A 22,879-nucleotide genomic window follows, 5' to 3' on the forward strand; every position below is an offset into this window, starting at 1 on the left:
TCAGAATGACCGGGCAAAGCAACAAAGTTCGAACTGAAGTTCTTCAAGGGGCTTTAACACAGTCAATCGTAGATTTTAGAAGATTTTTATTTAACTGCCTTACTCCCGATATCCGTTCGGTAAAAGAGACCTGTTGTGTCTTGTTTTTTTAGTTGGTCGTAGATTTTTTCCTGCGCGGCTGAGACGGTATCTGCTGTGGTAACCAGCATGTACACTCGGCCGCCATTTGACAGCAGTGCTCTGCTATTTTCCGCAAACTTCGCCCCAGCATAGTAGGTGATAATGTCGCCGTCTGTCTTCTCTGGCAGAGGCAGGCCTTTCTCATAGTCCAGCGGGTAGCCCTCTGAGGCGACAACCACTCCAAGTGTCACGCCCTCATCCATCCAAGTGATAGTAGGCTCTTTCTTGTCCAAGATGTCCGTGATATTCTGCGCAAAATCAGACGTCAGACGGGGCAGGATAATCTGAGTCTCTGGATCGCCAAAGCGCGAGTTGAACTCGATAACCTTGGGGCCATCGGCTGTCAGAATCAGCCCAGCATAGAGCACACCAAGATAAGGACGCCCCTCAGCTATCATGCCTTTGAGAACCGGCTTGATAATCGTCTCAACCGACTGAACCACCACACTTTTTGGCAGGTGAGGAACTGGCGCATAGGCTCCCATACCGCCTGTGTTAGGACCCTTGTCCCCATCGTAGGCCCGCTTATGGTCTTGGGCCGTCGGAAGAATGTAAAACTTACCGCCATTGACAAAGGCAAAAAGGGAGAACTCCTCGCCGTCCAGGAACTCTTCGATCACCACACGCGCACCGCTGTCGCCGAACTTATTGTCCAAGAGCATATCGTGAGCTGCTTCGACTGCCTGCTCCACGGTCTCTGCGACGACCACACCCTTGCCCAGAGCTAGTCCGTCCGCCTTGACCACGATAGGCGCTCCCTGCTTTTCGATATAGGCCTTGGCTTCCTCAAAGTCGGAAAATGTGCCATAGGCTGCTGTCGGAACACCGTATTTAACCATGATTTCTTTGGCAAAATCCTTGGACCACTCCAGCTCCGCTGCTAAACGAGATGGACCGAAAGCCTTGAGTCCAGCTTGGTTAAAATCATCTACAATTCCAGCTGCTAAGGCATCATCCGGACCGATAAAAGACCAAGCAATGTCATTCTCCTTGGCAAATTCAATTAGTTTAGAATGTTCGGAAATTCCAATGTTTACTAAATCCAACCCATCCAAGGTCATGCCATCATTTCCAGGAGCGACAAAAACCTGCTCCACATCCTTAGACTCCAACAACTTCTTGGCAATCGCGTGCTCACGACCGCCTGAACCAACGACTAAAAGCTTCATAGCTAAGATACCTCAATATCAAATATCACAGGCGCTTACGCACCAAGCTAACACACCACGTAAAAATTATTGCCATTTTTACGAATTATTTATCTAAATTATATCATAATCGTTCGTTTTATTCCATTCTAATGAGAAAAAGAATATCTCTTCTATAATGATTGCCGTAATTATTGTTTTCTTCAGCCTTCTCCTTTTTGAGTGGATTATGCCTATTTTAGACAGAAAATATTCAGGGCTTTTCAAATTTACTATCATTTTCAAATAAGTTTTCCGAATAATACAGGTGGGCCCATCCAAAACCATTCTTACAAAGGAGTTTTATGAAGAAATATCAAAAACTGTTTTTATTATCCGGAGCTGTCCTAGGTCTCTTTGCGAGCCACTCAACAGTTCATGCGACCGAAACGCCTGAATCTGAAGTCAAAATTCTAGGCCCTACTGATCGTGCCAGCAATGTCGATGTGACTGTGAACGATCGTACAGCCTCTATTAGTTATACCCGTTCCCAAGCTCAAGAACCTCATCGTATTCTCCACGCTGTTTGGTCTGATGAGAACGGACAGGATGATATCAAATGGTATGAAGCACCGTCAACAACAACTACTAACACTGACATTGACCTGAGTAACCATCCAGGTTACGGAACCTTTCATGTTCATACCTATATTGATCTCTATGGAAAATTAATTGGGCTGAATGGAACAACCTTTACTCTCGATAAACCAGCCATTAATGTCACTTCTAATATCCTAGGGAAAACCGCTCAAATTCACTTTAATCGCAACAAAGACCAAATAAATTCTAATATTCTACATGCTGTTTGGTCTGATGAAAATGGACAAGATGATATCAAATGGTACAATGCAGGACAAGATATTACTGAATTTGAACTTTCAAATCACAAAGGCTATGGAACTTATCACATTCATACTTATGAAAATAAAGATGGTAAGATGATTGGCTTAAACGGGACCACTTTCAATTTAGAAAAACCTAATCCTACTGTTGAAACCAGCTTCCCTCAAACTGGTATCATGGAAATTACTGTCAAAAACGTACCTGACACCATGCATCGAATTGTTCTTCCAACTTGGTCTGAGAAAAATGGACAAGATGATTTACAATGGTACGAAGCAAGCAAAAATCCGGATGGTAGCTACAGCGCTCGGGTGGAACTCAGAAAGCATAACTACGACACTGGGGCTTACAATATCCACCTTTACGGCCAAAGCTATGTTCAACCGGAATCAACTGGTATAACAGGAACGACAGTTGAAGTTGATAGTGGAAAATTGCCTTCTGAAGAGGAGCAAAAGCCGCTTTTTACTATAGAAAATATCAACCCCAAACAAGGAACCTATACTGTAAAAATCACTGAAACAGCTTTATCTAAACCCATAAAGTCTGTCCAAGTTCCCATTTGGAGCACTAGCAATCAGAGCAATCTTAAATGGTATAAGGCAATGCCTAACGGAGACGGAACCTTCAGTGCGACCTTTGATATCCGCAATCATCAGGCTTTGTCTGGGACCTATAATAATCATGTCTATATCACTTACAATGATGGTAGCGAACACAACTACGCAGCTGATCTCACACCAATGTCTACCGACCAAATTCAAGCCAAGGTTGCAGTCAAGAAATCCGATGCTAATCGCTACGAGGTGACAGTGACAGACGCCTACGGAGATGGTGATATTATTCTGCCAACTTGGTCAGAAGTCAATGGGCAAGATGATATCAAATGGTATACCGCCAATAAGGTCGGCAATGGAACATACAAGTTTACCGTAGATACTCAGAATCACAAGGGAAGCGGTCTATTTAACACCCATGTCTATCGTAGAAAAGCGGGACAACTGACTGGCCTGACTGGAACTAGCTATCATGTTGAAAAATCAAGCGTTCAATCAGCTAATATTCAGCCTAACTATGCCGCTGCTAATGCGACAACCTATCCTGTCGGTCAATGTACTTGGGGAGCCAAGGCTCTAGCTCCTTGGGCTGGAAATTACTGGGGCAACGGCGGTCAATGGGCAGCTAGTGCCAGAAGAGCTGGATTCCGTACCGGCAGTACGCCTGAGGTTGGCGCCATCGCCTGCTGGGATGACGGCGGCTACGGCCATGTCGGTGTCGTCACGCATGTCGAATCCAATACCCGCATCCAGATCCAAGAGTCTAACTATCTCGGCAAGCAGTACATCAGCAACTTCCGTGGCTGGTTTGACCCAACTGCTTCCTACTGGGGCCGCCTGACCTATATCTATCCTAAATAAGTCGCTTTCGCACTCCTCAAAACCACTTCAAACCAGTGCTTTGAGCAGACTGCTCCTGCTTAATTTGCTCATGATTTTCATTGAGTATAAGTCTACTCAAAAATCCTCGGCTCAACCCGAGGATTTTTTATATTTCTTAATGCCTAAAATGTCTCACACCTGTGAAGACCATAGTCAAGCCGTGCTTGTCAGCCGCGATAATAGATTCCTCATCACGGACGGATCCACCAGGCTGGATGATAGCTTTGATACCAGCCGCCGCGATTTCTTCGATATTGTCTGCAAAGGGGAAGAAGGCGTCAGAAGCCAGAGCAGCACCGTCAAGACGATCTTTGGCTTGCTCAATAGCAATCTTGACAGAAGCCACACGGTTGGTCTGACCGGGACCGACTCCCAGCACCTGACGATCATTGGTAATGATGATGCCGTTAGATTTGACATATTTGACGGACTTCCAAGCAAATTCCAAAGCCACACGCTCCTGCTCGGTTGGCTGGCGCTTGGTCACGACCTGCCAATCAGCTGGATTCTCCTCGATAACATCTTGGTTTTGCACGAGGAGACCACCCAGAACACCGGTCACTTCCTTCTCGGCTCCAGAAGCTGTCTGCGCATCAAAAGCCAACTCCAAAATCCGCAGGTTTTTCTTTTTATTGGTCAAAATAGCTAGCGCTTCTGCCGAGTAGCTCGGTGCGATGATGATTTCTAGGAAAATACCGTGCATCTTCTCAGCTGTCGCAGCATCCACCTGACGGTTGAGGACGACAATCCCACCAAAGATGGACACTGGATCAGACTCATAAGCACAGTCCCAAGCTGTCTTGATATCATCCGCCTGACCAATGCCACAAGGATTCATGTGTTTTAGCGCCACAACAGTTGGGCGCTCTTTGAAATCACGAATGATGCGAATGGCCGCATCGGCATCACGGATGTTATTAAAGGACAACTCTTTCCCATTCAGCTGCTTGGCCGAAGCGATGGAATAGTCCAGTGGTAAGGCCGTCTGATAGAAATCAGCATCCTGCTGGGGATTTTCCCCGTAGCGCATAGGCTGCTTGAGCTCATAGGTCAAGGTCAGCTTTTCAGGCTTGCTTTCGCCCACCTGATCCGTGAAATAGTCCGCAATCAAAGCATCATAAGCTGCTGTATGACGGAAAACCTTAGCTGCTAAGCGCTGCCGCGTTTCATAGGTCGTTTGGCCATTTGCTGCCAACTCTTCCAGAACAAGAGCATAATCAGCCGGATCTACAACAACCGTCACGCTGGCATGATTTTTAGCCGCAGAGCGCAGCATAGAGGGGCCACCGATGTCAATATTTTCCACCGCATCCGCATACTCAACACCCGGCTTGAGAATGGTTTCCTTAAAAGGATAGAGGTTGACCACGACCAGGTCAATGAGCTCAATCTGATTGTCCTTAGCCGCCTCCAAGTGGCTATCTAAATCCCGACGAGCCAAGAGACCTCCGTGAATGTTTGGGTGGAGGGTCTTGACACGGCCATCCATCATCTCTGGAAAACCAGTCACATCATCGATAGCAATGGTGCCCACTCCTTCATTGTCTAGGGCCACCTTGGTACCACCAGTTGAGATGATATCCCAACCCAGAGCTTTCAGCTCTTTCGCAAATTCTACAATGCCTGTCTTGTCTGATACACTGATTAGGGCTTTTTTCGTCATTCTATTCCTCTTTCTTTAGGTCCAAGCGCATAGCGACTTCGTTATTTTCTTCTATAAATCCTGTTTCCTGAAAACCCAGACTAGTCAGCAGGTGCTTCATTTTTTCATTTCCAACCACATAATCTGCGGTAATATGACTGCAAGCTCTATCCATCTGAGCCTTTTTGATCAGAACTTCCAAGGCTTTTCGACCATAGCCTCTTCCTTGGTACTGCTGACCAATCATTATCCTCCAGACAAAGTATTCCGCTTCATCCTTGTCTATTTCCAGCAGGAGAAAGCCAACCACTTGCTTATCCCAATAGATTGCCATCGGAAACACATCTTCATTTTTCCGGTAGAGCCATGCGTCAGCTAAAGAGCGCACATTTGGAGCTACGAAACGTGCTCGTTCATCAGCATCAGATATTTTCAAATCCAGCACTGCCTGAAAACTGCTCTCATCTACTAATTTCAGCTCAATCATTTTTTCTCCTAGCAATATTGTACAATCAAAACTTGATTTACTTCCTACCTTCTCCCCACCCCTAAACTCTCAAGCACATGAGGATAGAGCTGATACTCGGCGGCATGGATGCGTTCTTCAAAACTTTCAATCGTATCATCAGCTAGTCGCGGCACTCGCACTTGCTGGATAATTTTGCCTGTGTCAACGCCCGAGTCCACCCAGTGAACGGTCACACCACTCTCAGAGACGCCAGCCTGCCAAGCATCCTCAATGCCATGAGCTCCTGGAAACTCGGGTAGATAGGCTGGGTGGATATTGATGATACGTCCTTCATAAGCACCAAGCAAGGTCGGCCCGACAATTTTCATATAGCCTGCTAGGCAAACCAAGTCAATCTGCTGCGCTTCTAGTAGGTCTACAATGGCTTGTTCGTAAACCACCTTACTGTCAAACTCTCTAAGCTCAAAGGCATAGCTTTTGACACCTAGCTTATCCGCCCGTTTGAGCACATAGGCATCGCGATGGTCTGAAAAGACAAATTCAACAGGAAACTGCTCAGCAATCACTTGGAAATTTGATCCATTGCCCGAAGCAAAAACGGCAATTTTTTTCATTTGATAAGGACACTTTCACTTTCTTTTTTGACAATCCGGCCAACTTCATAAACAGGCTCGTCAAGAAGTTCTTTGACACGATTCACATTTTCAGGAGCTACAGCCAAAATCATCCCTAGTCCCATATTGAAGATTTCAAACATTTCTTGGTGCTTGATATGACCATATTTTTCTAAGGCCTTAAAAATCGGCAAGACTGGAATCTTGTCTTCTTCAATCTCAGCAGCCAAGTCATCAGCAAACATGCGAGGCACATTTTCGATAAAACCGCCACCAGTAATATGGGCAATCCCATGAACCAGCTTTTCCTTAATCAGCGGTAGCAAAGCCTTGACATAGATACGAGTCGGCTCAAGCAGTACTTCCTTAAGTTTCTTACCTTCCAATTCTGGCAGTTCTTCCTCACCAGTGTAGTCCGCAAAAACACGGCGGACAAGCGAATAACCATTTGAATGGATACCGCTAGAAGCCAGCCCCAGAAGCACATCGCCCTCAACGACTTTAGAGCCGTCAATAATCTCCGACTTCTCAGCAACCCCGACAGCAAAACCAGCTAGGTCATAATCATCTTCACCATACATGCCAGGCATTTCAGCGGTTTCCCCACCAATCAAGGCAGCTCCAGACTGAACGCAGCCTTCAGCCACACCGGCAACAACTTGCTCCAGCTTTGCTGGTTCATTTTTCCCAGTGGCAATATAGTCCAGGAAGTAAAGGGGCTCAGCCCCTGCAGCGACGATGTCATTGACACACATAGCTACACAGTCCTGCCCAATGGTATCGTGCTTGTCATACTGAATGGCCAACATGAGCTTGGTTCCGACCCCATCCGTACCAGAAATCAGCACTGGCTCCTTGACCCCAGTCTGAGACAGGTCGAACATGCCGCCAAAGCCACCCAGCGCCCCCATGACACCAGCCCGCTCTGTACGTGCCACATGCTTTTTGATTCGCTCAACAACTTCATAACCTGCTTCAACATCCACACCGGATTGAGCGTATGCATTTTTATTTGTCATAATTTTCTTCCTTACTCTTATTTTTGAAAAAGATTGCGACAACTACCGCTGACCTTGTTTTAATAAAAACTCGTCTTTTCCTTCAGGCTTTCCAGATAGCGCTCTTCATAGTCATAGAGCGGAGTTGGATACTGACCGTCAAAGTAAGCCACACAAAGTCCGCCATTCGGAGCGTCCGTCTCAATACCGACTGATTCAATGAGACCTTCCAGCGACAGGTAGGTCAGGCTGTCAGCTCCAATAATCTCACAGACCTCATCAACCGTATGATTAGCCGAGATGAGCTCGCGACGATTCTGAATATCAATGCCGTAGAAACATGGATATTTAAGTTCTGGACTGCCGATAGCCACATGGACTTCAGCTGCACCTGCATCTCGTAGGAGCTGGACGATACGTCGGCTGGTCGTTCCCCGCACGATAGAATCATCCACCATGACCACGCGCTTGCCCTTGACAATGCTAGAAACAGCAGATAATTTCATGCGAACTCCTTGCTCTCGCAACTCCTGCGTCGGCTGGATGAAGGTCCGTTGGATGTATTGATTTTTAATGAGGCCCATTTCATTTGGCAGACCAGACTCTTCGGAAAAGCCAGAGGCCGCTGACAAGGAGGAATTCGGTACGCCGACAACGATATCTGCCTCATGTTGGAATTCCTGAGCCAGTCTGCGGCCCATCCGTTTGCGGGCTGCATGGACATTGACCCCATGAATGACGCTGTCCGGCCGAGCGAAATAGACATATTCCATTGAGCAAATAGCCAGCTGGGTATCTGTCGTATAGCTGTCGTAGGTCACGCCTTCATCATCAATAATCACGATTTCCCCTGGCTCAAGATCACGCACCCATTCGGCACCCACCACTTCAAAAGCACAGGTTTCACTGGAAACGACCCAGGCTCCATTTTTCATGCGGCCGATGGACAAAGGACGAAAGCCGTTAGGATCCAGCGCAGCGTAGAGCTTGTCCTCTCTCATGATGAGATAGGCAAAGCCGCCCTGAACTCGTCTCAAGGACTCTTTGAGCTTGTCTAAGAAATTTTCCTGCTCGCTATGGCGAATCAAGTGCATAAGAATTTCCGTATCAGACGAGCTGGCAAAGATGGAACCCTTCTTTTCCAACTCCCGTCTCAGTGAATGGGCATTGGTCAGATTGCCATTATGCGCCAAGCCCATCTGCATATCATAGAAACTGAAGAAGAAAGGCTGGACATTGTTAATAGAGGCCCCACCAGATGTCGCATAGCGGACGTGGCCGATAGCTGCTTCTCCTGTCAGATTATCCAAATCTGCTGGGTTTTTAAAGACCTCTGCAACCAATCCCAAATCGCGGTGGCGTTTGAGCTTTCCGTGGTCGTTTGACAGGATACCAGCTCCTTCCTGACCGCGGTGCTGCAGGCTATGGAGTCCGAAATAGGTGACCTGAGCCGCCTGCGGATGGCCCCAGATTCCAAAAATACCGCACTCTTCATTCAGTGACTTTACTTCGTATGTCATTGTTTTACCTAAATTCTTTTGTCTTGTAAAAGGGAGAAAACCTGGCCTCTCAGGCCAAGCAGACTCCTTTTTTGATTGCTTGCTCTTGCAAGCCAACTTTATTCGTGACTCGCTTGGAAATAACGAACGGCGCTTTCAAACAATTTCTGGTCTTTCTGACCTGGAATATTTTGGAAAAGGCCGTCTTCATAACGTTCTGAGTGGCCCATCTTCCCGATGATTTGGCCGTTCTTACTCATAATTCCTTCGATAGCGTAGAGAGATCCGTTTGGATTATACTTACTGTCCATGCTTGGCTGACCGTCAAAGTCCACGTACTGACTCCAAATCTGACCATTATCGCGCAGCTCAGCAAATTCTTCTGCTGTCACGACAAATTTCCCTTCACCATGAGAAACCGGAATGGCATGGATATCTCCCACTTGCACACCAGCCAGCCAAGGCGAGTTAGTATTTGCAATGCGGGTTTCAACCATCTTAGCCACGTGCTGGTTGGCATCATTGTAAAAGAGAGTAGGACTGCTAGCCCCTGCTTCTTCAAAGTTTCCGTAAGGAAGAAGACCGGATTTTACCAGAGCCTGGAATCCATTACAGATACCGATGATGAGACCGCCGCGAGCGATGAAAGCATCGATGGCTTTCTTGACCTTCTCGTTGAGAAGGATATTGACGATAAACTTAGCGGATCCATCTGGCTCATCTGCAGCAGAGAAACCACCTGCAAAGAAGATGATATTTACCTTGTCAATATTGTCAACCATGCTGTCAACGGACTTGACAATGGCTGCTTCATCCAAAGTAACGAAGGGAACTAGATTGACCTTGGCTCCAGCTGCTTCAAAGGCTTTGGCTGAGTCGTATTCTGAGTTGGTTCCAGGGAAGACTGGAATGTAAACCAGCGGCTCCGCTACTGTCTCTTTGGCTTTGATAACTGTATCAGAGACAAGAGCCGGTACTTCTTCAATAACTGTTTCCTGTTTAAATTCTGTCGGGTAGATAGGCTCTAGTCGGCCTTCAAAGCTTGCCAAAAGCTCTGATCCCTCAAGCTGGACACCATTGACAATCATTGTAAAGTCTGGCTTGGTCTGACCGATCTTCACTGCGCCTGGAATATCCTGCTCCGGACTAGTAAAGACAAATCCGCCCAGCTGCGCCTGCAAAACGGAAGGCAAGGCAGCAACATCCACTTGAGCACCGATACGATTACCAAAGCTCATCAAGGCCAGACTCTCTGCTAGGCCACCGTATTTGACAGCGGCAGCAGCGGTAATCTCATACTTGGCCTGAATATCTGCAAAATTTTCAAAGTTACTCTTGATTAAGTCAAAGTTAATATCCTGGGACAGGACCTGCCCTGGCAGATAGTAGATAGACTCTCCTGCCGCCTTAAACTCTGGAGATAGGATGCGCCCAGCAGTTGAAGTAGTCACGCCAAAAGCTACCAAGGTCGGCGGTACAGTCAATTCTTCAAAAGTTCCGCTCATGGAATCCTTGCCACCGATAGACGGCAAACCTAGCTGAATCTGGGCTTCAATCGAACCAAGCAGAGCAGAGACGGGCTGTCCAAAACGCTCAGCTTGCTTGTCCATCCGCTCAAAGTACTCCTGATAAGAAAAGCGAGCCTTGGACCAGTCCGAACCAGCAGCAACCAAACGAGCTGTCGCTTCAATCACTGCATAAGCTGCTCCATGATAAGGCGACCAAGCTGCCACATAAGGATTGTAGCCCTGCGCCATCACAGATACTGTCTCAGTCTTGCCATGCTCAACTGGCAGTTTCTGCACAGAAGCCTCAGTCGGCGTAATTTGGTAGCACCCGCCAATTGGATGATTAACAGTAGAACGGCCAACAGAGCTATCAAAGATAGTCTGCAGACCCTTTTGACTGGTATGATTGAGGTCGCTGAGCAAGCTCTTGAGGTCCTGCTCCAAAGTCGCTTCAGAAGTCACAGCCTGCCCTGGTAATGCTGCTTGGGCATCCACAACCTTAGCATCCACAACCACGCGCACACCATTAGTGTCCAGAAAACTCCGCTCAATATCAACGATGGTTTCCCCGTTCCAGTGCATAACCAGATTTGGCTTTTCTGTCACTTTAGCCACAACGACTGCCAGCAGATTTTCCTTAGCTGCCGCAGCGATAAATTGTTCCACATCTTCTGGGCGGACCACTACTGCCATCCGCTCCTGTGATTCGGAAATCGCGATTTCTGTTCCATTAAGTCCTTGATATTTGAGCGGCACCTTGTCAAGGTCAATTTCCAGTCCGTCTGCCAATTCACCAATAGCTACGCAGACACCACCAGCTCCAAAGTCGTTGGATTTCTTAATGAGGCGAGTTACATTGCCATCGCGGAAGAGGCGCTGAATCTTGCGCTCCTCAATAGCGTTTCCTTTTTGTACTTCCGCACCAGCCGTCTCTACAGACGCAACTGTCTGTACTTTGGACGAGCCAGTGGCACCGCCGACACCATCACGGCCTGTCTTGCCTCCCAGCAAGATAACCACATCACCTGCTACTGGCTTTTCACGGACGACATTTCCCTTAGGAGCCGCACCGACAACCGCACCCAACTCCATCCGCTTGGCTACAAAGCCAGGATGGAAATACTCACGGACATAGGTCGTTGCCAAGCCAATTTGATTCCCATAGGAAGAATAGCCGTGCGCTGCAGTTTTTGAAATGACCTGCTGAGGGAGCTTGCCAGCCCGCGTTTCAGCAATCGGTTGAGTAATATCGCCCGCACCTGAAATCCGCATAGCCTGATAAACATAAGAGCGGCCAGAAAGCGGATCACGAATGGCTCCGCCGATACAGGTCGCAGCCCCACCAAAGGGCTCAATTTCTGTTGGATGGTTATGGGTTTCATTTTTAAACATCAGCAGCCAAGGCTCCTTGACACCATCCACATCCACTTCAATCTCTACTGAGCAGGCATTGATCTCATCAGACACTTCCATGTCATCCAGACGGCCATTAGCTCGCTCGTAGCGCCCAAAAATAGTCGCCATATCCATGAGAGTCTGCGGTTTGTCCCCACGTCCCAGCTCATCGCGCATAGCCAAGTATTTATCATAAGTGGCCTGCAACTGCTTTTCAAACTTAGAAGCTGAAAAATCAATCTTCTTCAACTCCGTCTCAAAGGTCGTGTGTCGACAGTGGTCAGACCAGTAAGTATCCAGAACCTTGAGCTCGGTCTCCGTCGGGAAACGGCCAATCGACTTGAAATAGTCCTGAATGAAGAGCAAATCTGCCACTTCCATTGCCAGACCATGCTCCTGCTTGTAGGCCTTAAAGTCCACTTCCGTATAGTCCTTAAAGAAGTCTAGAACCGGAATGGTCTTATCTGACTCGGAGAATTGCTCCAGCTGGATTGGTTGCTCAATATCTTTAAAGCGTGAATCAACTGGATTCAGCAAGTATTTCTTGATTGCTTCCAACTCGCTGTCTGAGATGTCTTTATTGACCAAATAAAGCTGAGCGGTTCTCACCAAAACATCTGTCCCAGCGCCGAGCAAAAAGAGGGCCTCCTGAGAGCTGGCTGCCCGCTGGTCAAACTGACCCGGCAGCGCTTCGATGGCAAAAAACGCTGTCTCTGCAAGTGCAGCCTCTACTTCCTCCTCCGTCAGCAATCTATCAGTCACCTGCTCGGAGAAAATATGCTTTTCAGCACGAGCGACCAAGTCTTCTGCCAGATGAAAGACATCATAAACTTGAATCATCCGAAGATCTGACAATGTTTTCAACTGAAGATTGTGCGTCAGCTCTCTCACCAAGCTCTGTGACTTCACACCGAAGTTACTCTTCTTCTCTACAAAAATACGCTTGTCCATGATTTTTCACACCCTGCCCTTACTTAATCGCCTGCAATTTTTCCCAAACAACCTGATAGACATCTGTCAGTTCACCAAGGCCACGCCGGAAAACATCCTTATCCATGTGATGACCTTCCGCATCCCAGAGGCGGCAATTGTCTGGTGAAAATTCATCTGCCAGAATAATCTTGCCATCTTTATCAAAGCCGAACTCTAACTTGAAATCAATCAATTTCAGTCCGATTTGTCGGAACCAGTCTGACAAGAGCTCATTGATCCGACGAGTCTCCTCTTTCAAAAAGGCAATTTCTTCGTCGCTAGCAATCTTCAAGAATTTCACATGTTCGTCATTGATGAAAGGATCGTCCAAATCATCATTTTTGTAGTAAAATTCCACAATCGGAGTTTCAAGCGCGATACCCTCTTCTACTCCAAAACGTTTGGAAAAAGAACCCGCCGTGTAGTTGCGCAGCACCACTTCCAAAGGAATAATCTCTACTTTTTTATTTAGCTGGTCCGTATCCGAAACCTTCTCAATGAAATGCGTCGCCACACCAGCTGCATTGAGTTTCTCAAAAATAAAAGATGAAATCTGGTTGTTGAGCACTCCTTTACCAGCAATCTGCTCCTTCTTGACTCCATTAAAAGCCGTTGCCTGGTCCTTGTAGCGTGCCAGAATGACTTGCTCATCATCTGTAGAGAAAATATCCTTAGCTTTTCCCGAATATAATAACTTATTAGACATTTTAATATTCGCCTTTCGTGGTTTTATACCCTCATTTTATCATCTTTGAATATATTTTACAAGAAATTCCGTATAAACTTTCTGTGTCTAGCTGAAAATAGTTCCCTTTTCAAGATACGAAAAAAGACCGGAAGATACCGATCTTTGATTTTTAATGTTGCTTCTTCAGTTTTTCGTGGATATAAGCCACCACATCGGAAATTGTTTTGAAGTTATCCATATCCTCATCAGGAATCTCAATATCAAAAGCTTCTTCCAGATTGATGATAAATTCCATCAAATCCACAGAGTCCACTCCCAGTTCTTCTTTCAAATTCAACTCTGGAGTGACATGCAGCTTACTGCTGTCATGTTCTTGAATGATTTCGACAATTTTTGCATAAATTTCTTTTTCGCTCACAGTTACTCCTTTGCATCTGAAAATTCAATGACCGATTTACCAACAACATCCGTTTCCAGCATGGTTCGAATCTGACGAATCGTGCTATAAACAGCCTTAGCATCGCTAGAGCCATGCGTTTTGACAACAGGCGCTTTCAAACCGAATAGAACTGCACCGCCTGCACTAGAATAGTCCAGACTGTTCTTGAGCCCTCGCAGGCTGTCCTTGAGCAGCCAAGCTCCCAATTTAGCTTTGAAACCACCGCCTAAAATAGACTTCTTCAGCTGACCCATGATACTGATAGCAGTTCCCTCAATTGATTTCAGAACAGCATTACCAGTAAAGCCATCTGCAACGACAACATCCGCCACATCATCCATCAAATCACGCGCTTCCACATTGCCGATAAAGTTAAGTGTTGAATCCCCCGACAAAAGCTCATAGGCTTCCTTACGCAGAGGATCGCCCTTGCTGCTTTCCGTTCCGTTATTCAAGAGACCCACCCTCGGCTTCTTGATTCCTCGGACATTTTCAGCATAGAAAGAACCCAAAGTCGCATACTGGTGTAAATGATGGGCTGTGTTTTCAGCATTGGCTCCCAGATCCAGCATATCAAATCCCTGACCGCCAACCGTTGGCATAGTAGATAAGAGCCCCGGTCGGTCAATATTCTTGATACGCCCCACGATAAAGAAGCCTGCTGCCAAAAGCGCTCCAGTATTTCCAGCAGACAGCATGGCATCTGCTTCCCCTGCCTTCACAGCCTTGGCTGCCAGCACCATACTAGCCTCTTTCTTCTGACGAATGGCCTTGGTCGGCTCGTCGTCCGAGTCAATCTTTTCCTCCGTGTGGATGATGCGGACCCGCTCACCAGCAGTCAGATAAGGCTTGATTTTCGCTTCATCCCCATAAAGGAGAATTTCAATATCCGAAAACTCCTGTACCGCTTGATTGACTCCTTCGACCAGGGCCTGAGGGGCGTTGTCCCCTCCCATAGCATCAATAGCTATTTTTTTCATTCGATTTATTCCTCGTTCTTATCTTTTAAAATGCTTCCCCAGTCCCCCAGAGAATCTATAAATTTTTTGGATTTGAGATGGATGCCGACATATTCATCATAGAGCAGGTCGATAAAATCCCGCAGCTGCTTTTTAATATCTGGCTTCAAAGAAATGGTCTCTAATTCGCTAAAGCGGACCGCCTGAAATTGGTCCAGCAGAAAAGGAAGATTGGGATTCAGATGGCATCGCCGTTCATCCTGATGGTAATGATCAGGGCAAAGAACTCCGCTATATTTGAAAGAGAAGTCAAAAGGCAGACCCGTCCGATGACAAAAGGCACAATCATGGAAGTTCAGTGAAACTCCAAAACGTGACAAAATCTGAATCTCAAAGATATTGGTCAGCACTTCATAGTCCAGACCATTATTCATCAGCTCCAGGGTTTTCTGCAGAAAAGCAAAGAGCGCCGGATCCGACTGATTGTCCTGAAGACTGGCATCTGCCAAGGCCGCCACATAACTGGCATAGGCCATGATGAATAAGTCCTCATTGATGCGATGATAGGTGACTACATTCTGATAGTCCTCGATATAGCTAAGACCATCATCATTGATTTTCATCAGCAAGTTCGCCGCAGTCAAAGGCTGAATGACGGGTGCTAGCTTGGATTTACTAGCATGCTTGACGAAAAACATACGCTTACCAGCCTGTTCCGTAAAGATCTTTACCAGCTTATCATCCTCGCGGAAATTGCGGTTATAGAGAACCAGACCTTGACTTGTTAGAGATTTAAGCATAGTCCTCCATGTAGTCCTTGAGGCGTTTCAGGGCTTCTCGAATCGTCTCCATACTAGCCGCATAGGACAGACGGATATAGCCTTCCCCGTATTGACCAAAAGCCGCCCCCGGGATAAAGGCCACGGCCTTCTTCTCCGCAAAATCCTGCAGAAAGGCGAACGAATCTTGATTATAACCATCTGGTATCTTAGCAAAAATATAAAAAGCCCCTTCTGGTTTGATAATCTTAAAGCCTAGCTCAGCCATTTTCTCTATGATATAGTCGCGACGCTGGATATACTCAGCCTTCATTGGCTCCGCATCATCTTTCCCAACTATCAGGGCTTCAATGCCTGCAAACTGAGCCATGGTATTGGCTGCTGTTACGAGATACTGATGGCTCTTAATCAGCTGAGCAGTGAAAACTGCTGGAGCAAAGATAAAGCCCAACCGCCAGCCAGTCATGGCATGAGACTTAGACAAGCCGTTGATGACGATAGTTTGGTCTGGCAGATACTCCGCGATGGAGACATGCCCCTGCTCTGTATAGGTCAGCTCAGAATAGACCTCATCGCAGACCACAAAGACTTGGTATTTTCCTAGGACATCCGCCAGAGCTTTTATCTGCTCCCGCGAATAAGTCACGCCGGTCGGATTGGCTGGATAATTAAGAATGACCGCTTTTAGCTGCTCGCCCTGCTCCAAAATAGCTGCTTCCAGCATCTCTGGAGTGAGGACAAAGTTATTGGCCGTTGTATCAATCTCGACAATCTCCGCCCCTACTAGATTGACAATGGGCTCATAGCCTGGATAAGCAGGAGCTGGCAGCAAGACCTTGTCTCCTTCTTCTAAAATAGCTGTCAGCGTAGCTGACAAGGCCTCTGTCGCCCCAATTGTGACCAAAACCTCATCTTCTGGGCGATAGTGCAGATTGTACTTTTCTTTCACAAAGCTGCTAGCCGCCTGACGCAGCTCCAAGAGACCGCTCATACCAGTGTAGTGACTTTGATTAGCATCAATCGCCGCCTTGGCTGCTTCTTTGATATGATCCGGTGTTGTAAAGTCCGGCTCCCCTAAGGTTAGCCGAAGAACTCCCGGAATAGCAGAAATTGATTGGTCAAACTGACGAATCAGCGAAATTTCTATTTTTTCTAAGTTTTTATTAAATTTCTTACTTAAATCCATACATACCTCCAGCCGCTCAATAGAACTATTATACTATAAATGCAGAAGCATAGCAAAAGCTATTACATGATTTCCCATGCAGAAAAAGGACTAAGCTTGCACTCAGTCCCTTTTGGCCTTGCCTTAAAATTCTTCTCTGGCAGATAGTGGATATAGCTGCATCTCACGTGACTGGCCATTCAACGAGTCGGAGTATAGGTCAATTCCTTGCCATGCTCGGCCAGAAAATCTGCCAGTTCTGAATCAGGAATCTGCCGCAAATAAAGGTTAGAACGAATCGTGTCATCTTCCTCACGACAGGTTGAGAGAACCAAATACCGGTCACTCGCCTTAATCTGGATCTTAGGATCCTTAGTACGAGCAGCCTCATAGATATTTCTGAGCTGAGTTGTAAAATCCTCGTCGTCCTTAAACTCCGTCCGATAAAAAGCCGTCTCTTCCGGCACGATGACCAGCCCCATAGCTTGATAATAATACTTACGCTCAGGAGTCTCAATCACGACATATCTATGTTTGTCAAAATAATCCTGACGATCATAGTAGTTGACATCATTAAACATGCGATGGTCTCCTGCCTTGCTGCCCCGAGCATGCCCGAAAAGCCAAGTCAGACGATCACTGAAATCTTTATGATTGTCTTTATCCATAAAGACCGCTCCCATATAAGGCTCTTGCTTTCCTTCAAACGTCTTTAGCAGATAAGTCTCATTATCTTTCGTTTGCACCACTGGCTCATCCAACTGTGTACCAGGAGCATAGACATAGCCTATCGTTTCTGAATTCACAGCCTTCAGTTTAGCAAAACGCTCTGCTAAATATTCCTTTTCTGTCTGACTTGAAGATGCAGATGAGCTTGACGTTTCAATCCTGCTAGGATGCGAAACTCGAAGCTTGCTACCTGATGCTGATGAACGGAAAGCATAAAAAACAGAAAAAATAACCAGAACAATCAGCAGGAGGCAGATGCCAACAACAAGGAGCTGTTTCTTATTCGAAGTTTGACTCCTATCTTTTTCTTGCATAATCTAAAAATCCTTTATTTTTCATTTTTTACAAAAAATATCACCGAACGAAGGCTCAGTGATATTTAGGCATTAGCACAAATTAAAGACAAAATTATTTGACTGCACTTGTCTTAGGAAGTGACTTTTCTTCAGAATTCTCCTCATTTTCCTTATTCTCTTCTTTTGCTTCCAGAGTTTTTTTTGCTTTATTTTCTGATTTTTTAGCCTTCTTTTTACCTGCTGCTGAAGAGGATGCCGCCGAAGATTGAGACGGTGCTGGAAAAGTCGGAACTGATGAAGAGGCTGTGGAGTAAGGTGCTGCCGAATAAGCCGGTGTAGATGGATCTGTAGTAGATGGTGCCACTGAAGGCTGATCAGCATTGGCCGACTCTCCCTCACCAATAACAAGAACTTTGTTACCAGCTTGATCCTCCATCACAGCACTTTTGCCAACCGGAGCTTTCTTAGCTTCAGCAACTTGCTGATCCAGAGCTGATTGTGCATCTCTATAGGCCTGCAACTCATCCATAACTTTATTAGATTCTGAATCCGTACTGCCTTGGGGAACTTCATTATTATCAATGTCATTAACCCAAAGACTGGCTGTACCCTCAGCAAATACTGGTGCAGCAGCCGCGAAAAGTGAAAGGGCCACAGCACTTGAAAGCAAAACCTTTTTCATTATCTCATCTCCTCGTTACTTTTCAAAAATAATTGTAACTCCCCGTTACCTAATATTACCTACTATTAAGTATAGTTCGAACTCTAAAAAAAGTCAAGAATTTTACTACATAAAAATTTCTAAAATCAAAGAATACCAAGGGATGAGACAAATTGTCAATTTACCAACTATTTAAATGGTCATTTATTTATATTTGAAACATCAAGTAATTTGAGTTTTCTTTCAAAGTGAATGTTGGACTTTTTTTTAAAAGATAGTAGGAATAAAATAAGAAGAGGCCAGGAATTAAGCATCCCAGCCATACATCTCAGATTATTTTTTACCTATTTCAAACAAGGGTGACAGCGGCCGTTTTTCATGAATACGGACAATGGCTTCCCCTAAAAGATGAGCAATTGAAATCTGCTCAATCTTATCAATTAAGCGCTCTTGAGGCAGATAAATCGTATCCAGCACAACCAATTTTTTAATCGCTGATTTTTGAATATTATCCATAGCAGGACCAGATAAGACTGGGTGAGTACAGCTGGCATAGACTTCTACAGCTCCCGCCTCAGCGAGAGCGTCAGCTGCATGGCAGATAGTCCCTGCTGTATCAATCATATCATCAATTAGGATACAAGTTTTTCCTTCTACCTTACCAATGATGTTCATAACTTCACTGCTATTCATCTTGTCCACACTGCGACGCTTATCAATAATCGCAATCGGGGTTTTCAGAAACTCTGCTAACTTACGAGCCCGACTCACACCACCATGGTCAGGACTGACTACCACATAGTCTCCTCCTGTCATATTACGGCGCTCAAAGTAATCAGCAATCAAAGGTGCACCCATCAAGTGATCCACTGGAATATCAAAGAAGCCCTGGATTTGCGCTGCGTGCAAGTCAATAGTCAGCATCCGATCCACACCAGCAATTTCCAACATATTAGCAACTAATTTAGATGTAATTGGCTCACGAGCTCTAGCCTTGCGATCCTGCCGAGCATAGCCATAGTAAGGCATGACAACGTTGATGGATTCAGCACTAGCTCGTTTCAAAGCATCTACCATAATCAAGATTTCCATCAAATTATCATTGACTGGCGAACTGGTAGACTGCAAAATAAAGACGTGTTTCCCACGAATAGATTCTTCAATATTCACTTGAATCTCTCCATCAGAGAACTGACGAACAGTTGATTTCCCAAGTGGCAATCCAATCTCTTGAGCAACACGCTGCGCTAATTCTTGATTAGAAGAAAGAGCAAAGAGTTTTAAATCAGAAAAAGACATGATTCCCTCCAGATTCTAAATCGTCTTTCATTGTCCAATTACAACTTTTCCCAACTACCATTGTAACTTTTTTCAGTTGATTTTTCAATTAAAAATAAAAAACGCCAGAGGCGCTTTTTACTGATTAGTTCGGATAGATATATGAAACTGTACCTTGTGCAGTTGTTGGATTAAACCATCCACGGTAGTTACCGATTGATTGTTGTCCAAGGTAGTTTGCTTCTGATACTTGGATGCTTGTAGTAGATTGAACAGCTGTTACTACTGCAACGTGTCCGTATCCACCGTCAGTCCAACATGCAATCGCTCCAACTTCTGGCTGTGAACCAACACGGAAGCCTGCTGCTGCTGCACTTGCAGACCATTGTCCACCATTACCCCAGTAATCGCCAGCCCAAGGAGCTAATGTCTTAGCACCCCAAGTACATTGACCTACTGGATAAGAAGATGCAGATGAGCTATAAACTGGTCTATTCGCACGGGCAACAGATTGAGTTACTGCAGGTGCTGCTGGAGCCGCTGCTTCAGCTGCTGGAGCTGAATTAACAACTGCTTGAACCTGAGCTTGCAGGGTAGTGTTTCCTGAAGCTTCAATTGCTTGGCGTTTTGACTCTTGCTCTGCTTTATAAGCAGCTTCACGAGCCGCTGCTTCAGCTGCTGCTTTTTCAGCTGCTGCTTTTTCTTCAAGAAGAGAATTCTTTTCGTTTTCAGCAGTCGCTTTTTCAGCTGCAAGACTTGTCTGAGCTGCTTTCAGTTCAGCTTGTTTTGTTGCCAAAGTTTGCTCGTCATCAGCTAACTTCTCTTGGTTAGCAATTACAGTATTAATAGCTTCATTATTCGCAACTTGCTTTTCATCAATTGCTTCTTTATCTTTCTTTTGTTGTTCCAGCATTTTGTTATTTGCTGAAACAATTTCGCTCATAGCTGCTACACGAGAGATAGCTTCTGTGATAGAGCTAGAATTTACAACTGTATTGATGTAGCTAGTAGCAGTTCCATTTGTTTGGGTACTGCGTGCTTGATTTGCAAGTGACTCATTACGAGCTACAATATTTTTAGACAGTTCATCAATTTCAGCAGAAAGTTTTGCAGATTCAGCAGACAACTTTTCATTTTCTGCTTTAAGCTCTTCTTGTTGCTTTTGAATGGCAGACACTTGACCTTGAATTTCGTCAACTTGCGTCTGAGCTGATTGTTGTTGCTCTGTCAAGCTATTAATCTTGCTGTCTTGTGCAGCAATCTTTTCATCAGTTGTCTCCGCTTTAACGCTCACAAGTGCAGCTCCTTGTGAAAGGATAACCGTACTCAATAAAATTGATGTGAGTAGTTTTTTCTTCATAAAAATAATACACTCCTTCTTATAACACATTAACTAGTATACCAGAAAATGCTGTATCATATGTTACGCCTTTATTACATTTTTATTTCTTGTTTATCATAAATACATTTTTTCGAAAATAGGCTGAAAAATGAGGAATATCAGGCTATTGAGAAGGATAGTCGGTACCAGACTGCTAAGGACAAAATCCTGTAAATTCAGACTAGAAAGATTCAAAAATACTGCAAAAGCAAAACTAATTAATTCAAATAAAAATACAAGAATCAAAACAGATAAAAAGCGAGTAAATGTATTTAAAAGCATAGTTGAACTAGACTGACAAACCAAGAGACTTAAAAGAGGAAAAAGAATAAGAGCAATACCGATGGTATGAAAATAGTAAACATCATAAATCAACCCCAAACAGCAAAATAAGAGAATATTGTAGTTTCTAGAGAGATTGATGGAAACAAAAAGCATGAAAATAAAGATAAAATGACTGACTAAATGCCATTGTAAAGGCAGAATATTAGCCAGAAAAGTCGAAATTTGTCCGTCTATCAATAAGACAAAAAATAAAATAATAGGAGTCAAAAGATGTTCTTTAATATCTCTCATATCAGTTCCCTACCAACATTACAGCACGGATATCCGACAAATCCGCAGCTGGCTTAACCAGAACAATCTTGTTTAACTGATCCTTAGCCTCAGACACGGAAAGTACCTTACCGACAGGAATATTTTCTGCATTATAAGCACCCAAGCCACTGGTTGCCACCTCATCTCCCTCTTTTATATCTTCAGCACTATTTAACTGACTGATGATATAAGCAGAGTTTTTTGCATCATAACCCGTAATAATCCCATAAACTAGACCAGACTTAGTTTGAATTCTAACAGAAATTTTAGTTGAGTTTTCCTCGTTAGTCAGTAGAGAAACCAAGCTAGACTGACTACTAGTTTCAGAAACACTTCCGACCAGACCACCATTAGCGACTACTAGCATAGCATCTGTCACATTATCAGATGTCCCCTTGTCAATAGTCAGCTCATTTTTCCAGGATGCTGGCGTACGGGCAATCACTTCGCTGGCAATTTGTGTTTGATTTTTATCAGCCTCTTTAAATTCCAGAAGTTTTCGTAACTGCTCATTCTCATCTTCTAAGGAATCTGCCTTCCCAGCCTTTTCCTCAACCTCATAAAGATTTTTCTTGAGCTGCTGATTCTCTCTATAAGTAGACATCAAATCTGACATTTCTTCTTTTTTATCAGCTACAAAAGCAAAAGGAGAGCCGACAAGTCTATCTACCAATGAAATAATATTTGAAGTAGTTGATACAAACCAACTAGAAGAGGTAGATAGGATGAGTATCGTCATTGCAACAACTAATACAAAAAAAGAAATTAGAAACTTAGATTTTTTAAATCGATTCATCAGAAAAACCTCACTAAACAGGACGAGAAAGTATAAGAAAAGGAGATAGCAAACGCTAAACTCCTCATTATACGGAGAATGGGGGATTCGAACCCCCGCGCCGGTAACCCGACCTAACGATTTAGCAAACCGTCCTCTTCAGCCTCTTGAGTAATTCTCCAATATTTAATGGGCACGAGTGGACTCGAACCACCGACCTCACGCTTATCAGGCGTGCGCTCTAACCACCTGAGCTACGCGCCCAAGTTTGAAAACTTGGTATGAACTTTCGTTCAAAGCGGGTGACGAGAATCGAACTCGCGACAACAGCTTGGAAGGCTGTAGTTTTACCACTAAACTACACCCGCATCACCACTATGATAATG

The 22,879-nt window shown here is 45.0% G+C and carries 19 protein-coding genes and 3 tRNA genes; 1 reads left to right on the forward strand and 21 read right to left on the reverse strand.

What is annotated here, in order from left to right:
- Positions 1-86 precede the first annotated feature (86 nt).
- Positions 87-1,349, reverse strand: a complete 1,263-nt coding sequence (gene purD, locus HMPREF9378_RS01980) for a phosphoribosylamine--glycine ligase (RefSeq protein ID WP_002914242.1) — start codon at positions 1,347-1,349, stop codon at positions 87-89.
- A gap of 323 nt (positions 1,350-1,672) precedes the next feature.
- Here purD and HMPREF9378_RS01975 point away from each other — a divergent pair, with 323 nt between their 5' ends.
- Entirely contained in the window at positions 1,673-3,628 is a 1,956-nt protein-coding gene (locus tag HMPREF9378_RS01975; protein WP_002901951.1) for a GBS Bsp-like repeat-containing protein, read from the forward strand.
- A gap of 136 nt (positions 3,629-3,764) precedes the next feature.
- Here HMPREF9378_RS01975 and purH read toward each other — a convergent pair whose 3' ends face one another.
- The 20 genes from purH to HMPREF9378_RS01875 form a co-directional block, all read right to left on the reverse strand.
- Positions 3,765-5,312 carry a bifunctional phosphoribosylaminoimidazolecarboxamide formyltransferase/IMP cyclohydrolase gene (purH, locus tag HMPREF9378_RS01970; RefSeq protein WP_002901950.1) on the reverse strand — a complete coding sequence of 516 codons (1,548 nt, stop codon included), beginning with the start codon at positions 5,310-5,312 and terminating at the stop codon, positions 3,765-3,767.
- A gap of 1 nt (position 5,313) precedes the next feature.
- Positions 5,314-5,778 carry a GNAT family N-acetyltransferase gene (locus HMPREF9378_RS01965; protein ID WP_002901949.1) on the reverse strand — a complete coding sequence of 155 codons (465 nt, stop codon included), beginning with the start codon at positions 5,776-5,778 and terminating at the stop codon, positions 5,314-5,316.
- A gap of 44 nt (positions 5,779-5,822) precedes the next feature.
- Complete coding sequence (purN, locus tag HMPREF9378_RS01960; protein WP_002914244.1) at positions 5,823-6,374, reverse strand: phosphoribosylglycinamide formyltransferase; 552 nt, start codon at positions 6,372-6,374, stop codon at positions 5,823-5,825.
- Complete coding sequence (gene purM / locus HMPREF9378_RS01955) at positions 6,371-7,393, reverse strand: phosphoribosylformylglycinamidine cyclo-ligase (protein WP_002914246.1); 1,023 nt, start codon at positions 7,391-7,393, stop codon at positions 6,371-6,373. The genes purN and purM overlap by 4 nt, the downstream gene beginning before the upstream one ends.
- 59 nt (positions 7,394-7,452) lie before the next feature.
- Positions 7,453-8,892 carry an amidophosphoribosyltransferase gene (purF, locus tag HMPREF9378_RS01950; protein ID WP_002907653.1) on the reverse strand — a complete coding sequence of 480 codons (1,440 nt, stop codon included), beginning with the start codon at positions 8,890-8,892 and terminating at the stop codon, positions 7,453-7,455.
- 98 nt (positions 8,893-8,990) lie between these two features.
- Entirely contained in the window at positions 8,991-12,725 is a 3,735-nt protein-coding gene (locus HMPREF9378_RS01945) for a phosphoribosylformylglycinamidine synthase (RefSeq protein WP_002914258.1), read from the reverse strand.
- Positions 12,726-12,744: 19 nt separating this feature from the next.
- A complete protein-coding gene (gene purC / locus HMPREF9378_RS01940; RefSeq protein WP_002901941.1) occupies positions 12,745-13,452 on the reverse strand; it encodes a phosphoribosylaminoimidazolesuccinocarboxamide synthase in 708 nt (235 codons plus the stop codon).
- Between the two features lie 151 nt (positions 13,453-13,603).
- Complete coding sequence (locus HMPREF9378_RS01935) at positions 13,604-13,852, reverse strand: acyl carrier protein (protein WP_002898839.1); 249 nt, start codon at positions 13,850-13,852, stop codon at positions 13,604-13,606.
- A 2-nt stretch (positions 13,853-13,854) separates the two neighbouring features.
- The gene (plsX, locus tag HMPREF9378_RS01930; RefSeq protein WP_002901940.1) at positions 13,855-14,853 is read right to left on the reverse strand and encodes a phosphate acyltransferase PlsX; all 999 of its coding nucleotides are present in this window, start codon (positions 14,851-14,853) and stop codon (positions 13,855-13,857) included.
- 5 nt (positions 14,854-14,858) lie between these two features.
- Positions 14,859-15,632 carry a DNA repair protein RecO gene (gene recO / locus HMPREF9378_RS01925; protein WP_002901939.1) on the reverse strand — a complete coding sequence of 258 codons (774 nt, stop codon included), beginning with the start codon at positions 15,630-15,632 and terminating at the stop codon, positions 14,859-14,861.
- Complete coding sequence (locus HMPREF9378_RS01920; protein WP_002901938.1) at positions 15,625-16,797, reverse strand: pyridoxal phosphate-dependent aminotransferase; 1,173 nt, start codon at positions 16,795-16,797, stop codon at positions 15,625-15,627. The genes recO and HMPREF9378_RS01920 overlap by 8 nt, the downstream gene beginning before the upstream one ends.
- A 179-nt stretch (positions 16,798-16,976) precedes the next feature.
- Complete coding sequence (gene srtB / locus HMPREF9378_RS01915; RefSeq protein WP_002901937.1) at positions 16,977-17,819, reverse strand: class B sortase, LPKTxAVK-specific; 843 nt, start codon at positions 17,817-17,819, stop codon at positions 16,977-16,979.
- Positions 17,820-17,913: 94 nt separating this feature from the next.
- Positions 17,914-18,483 carry an LPKTxAVK-anchored surface protein gene (locus HMPREF9378_RS01910; RefSeq protein WP_002901936.1) on the reverse strand — a complete coding sequence of 190 codons (570 nt, stop codon included), beginning with the start codon at positions 18,481-18,483 and terminating at the stop codon, positions 17,914-17,916.
- 312 nt (positions 18,484-18,795) lie between these two features.
- Positions 18,796-19,761, reverse strand: a complete 966-nt coding sequence (locus HMPREF9378_RS01905) for a ribose-phosphate diphosphokinase (protein ID WP_002894321.1) — start codon at positions 19,759-19,761, stop codon at positions 18,796-18,798.
- A gap of 124 nt (positions 19,762-19,885) precedes the next feature.
- Positions 19,886-21,100: a peptidoglycan hydrolase PcsB gene (gene pcsB / locus HMPREF9378_RS01900; protein WP_023916858.1), complete on the reverse strand. Its 1,215-nt coding sequence runs from the start codon at positions 21,098-21,100 to the stop codon at positions 19,886-19,888.
- 96 nt (positions 21,101-21,196) lie between these two features.
- Positions 21,197-21,697, reverse strand: a complete 501-nt coding sequence (gene mreD / locus HMPREF9378_RS01895) for a rod shape-determining protein MreD (protein ID WP_002901932.1) — start codon at positions 21,695-21,697, stop codon at positions 21,197-21,199.
- Position 21,698: 1 nt separating this feature from the next.
- Complete coding sequence (gene mreC, locus HMPREF9378_RS01890; RefSeq protein ID WP_002901931.1) at positions 21,699-22,514, reverse strand: rod shape-determining protein MreC; 816 nt, start codon at positions 22,512-22,514, stop codon at positions 21,699-21,701.
- A gap of 72 nt (positions 22,515-22,586) precedes the next feature.
- Positions 22,587-22,674, reverse strand: a tRNA-Ser gene (locus HMPREF9378_RS01885).
- 9 nt (positions 22,675-22,683) lie between these two features.
- Positions 22,684-22,757 (reverse strand) — tRNA-Ile (locus HMPREF9378_RS01880).
- Between the two features lie 33 nt (positions 22,758-22,790).
- Positions 22,791-22,861, reverse strand: a tRNA-Gly gene (locus tag HMPREF9378_RS01875).
- Positions 22,862-22,879 lie beyond the last annotated feature (18 nt).

This window comes from Streptococcus sanguinis SK1 = NCTC 7863 (genome assembly GCF_000194945.1).
GTDB classification, from domain to species: Bacteria; Bacillota; Bacilli; order Lactobacillales; family Streptococcaceae; genus Streptococcus; species Streptococcus sanguinis.

Coding starts and splice junctions, on each gene's coding strand:
- HMPREF9378_RS01965 (WP_002901949.1), bottom strand. CDS start 5,778: ATGATTGAGCTGAAATTAGTAGATGAGAGCAGTTTTCAGGCAGTGCTG.
- mreD (WP_002901932.1), bottom strand. CDS start 21,697: ATGAGAGATATTAAAGAACATCTTTTGACTCCTATTATTTTATTTTTT.
- HMPREF9378_RS01945 (WP_002914258.1), bottom strand. CDS start 12,725: ATGGACAAGCGTATTTTTGTAGAGAAGAAGAGTAACTTCGGTGTGAAG.
- HMPREF9378_RS01905 (WP_002894321.1), bottom strand. CDS start 19,761: ATGTCTTTTTCTGATTTAAAACTCTTTGCTCTTTCTTCTAATCAAGAA.
- HMPREF9378_RS01975 (WP_002901951.1), top strand. CDS start 1,673: ATGAAGAAATATCAAAAACTGTTTTTATTATCCGGAGCTGTCCTAGGT.
- HMPREF9378_RS01920 (WP_002901938.1), bottom strand. CDS start 16,797: ATGGATTTAAGTAAGAAATTTAATAAAAACTTAGAAAAAATAGAAATT.
- srtB (WP_002901937.1), bottom strand. CDS start 17,819: ATGCAAGAAAAAGATAGGAGTCAAACTTCGAATAAGAAACAGCTCCTT.
- purC (WP_002901941.1), bottom strand. CDS start 13,452: ATGTCTAATAAGTTATTATATTCGGGAAAAGCTAAGGATATTTTCTCT.
- HMPREF9378_RS01910 (WP_002901936.1), bottom strand. CDS start 18,483: ATGAAAAAGGTTTTGCTTTCAAGTGCTGTGGCCCTTTCACTTTTCGCG.
- purM (WP_002914246.1), bottom strand. CDS start 7,393: ATGACAAATAAAAATGCATACGCTCAATCCGGTGTGGATGTTGAAGCA.
- plsX (WP_002901940.1), bottom strand. CDS start 14,853: ATGAAAAAAATAGCTATTGATGCTATGGGAGGGGACAACGCCCCTCAG.
- recO (WP_002901939.1), bottom strand. CDS start 15,632: ATGCTTAAATCTCTAACAAGTCAAGGTCTGGTTCTCTATAACCGCAAT.
- mreC (WP_002901931.1), bottom strand. CDS start 22,514: ATGAATCGATTTAAAAAATCTAAGTTTCTAATTTCTTTTTTTGTATTA.
- purN (WP_002914244.1), bottom strand. CDS start 6,374: ATGAAAAAAATTGCCGTTTTTGCTTCGGGCAATGGATCAAATTTCCAA.
- purD (WP_002914242.1), bottom strand. CDS start 1,349: ATGAAGCTTTTAGTCGTTGGTTCAGGCGGTCGTGAGCACGCGATTGCC.
- pcsB (WP_023916858.1), bottom strand. CDS start 21,100: ATGAAGAAAAAACTACTCACATCAATTTTATTGAGTACGGTTATCCTT.
- purF (WP_002907653.1), bottom strand. CDS start 8,892: ATGACATACGAAGTAAAGTCACTGAATGAAGAGTGCGGTATTTTTGGA.
- purH (WP_002901950.1), bottom strand. CDS start 5,312: ATGACGAAAAAAGCCCTAATCAGTGTATCAGACAAGACAGGCATTGTA.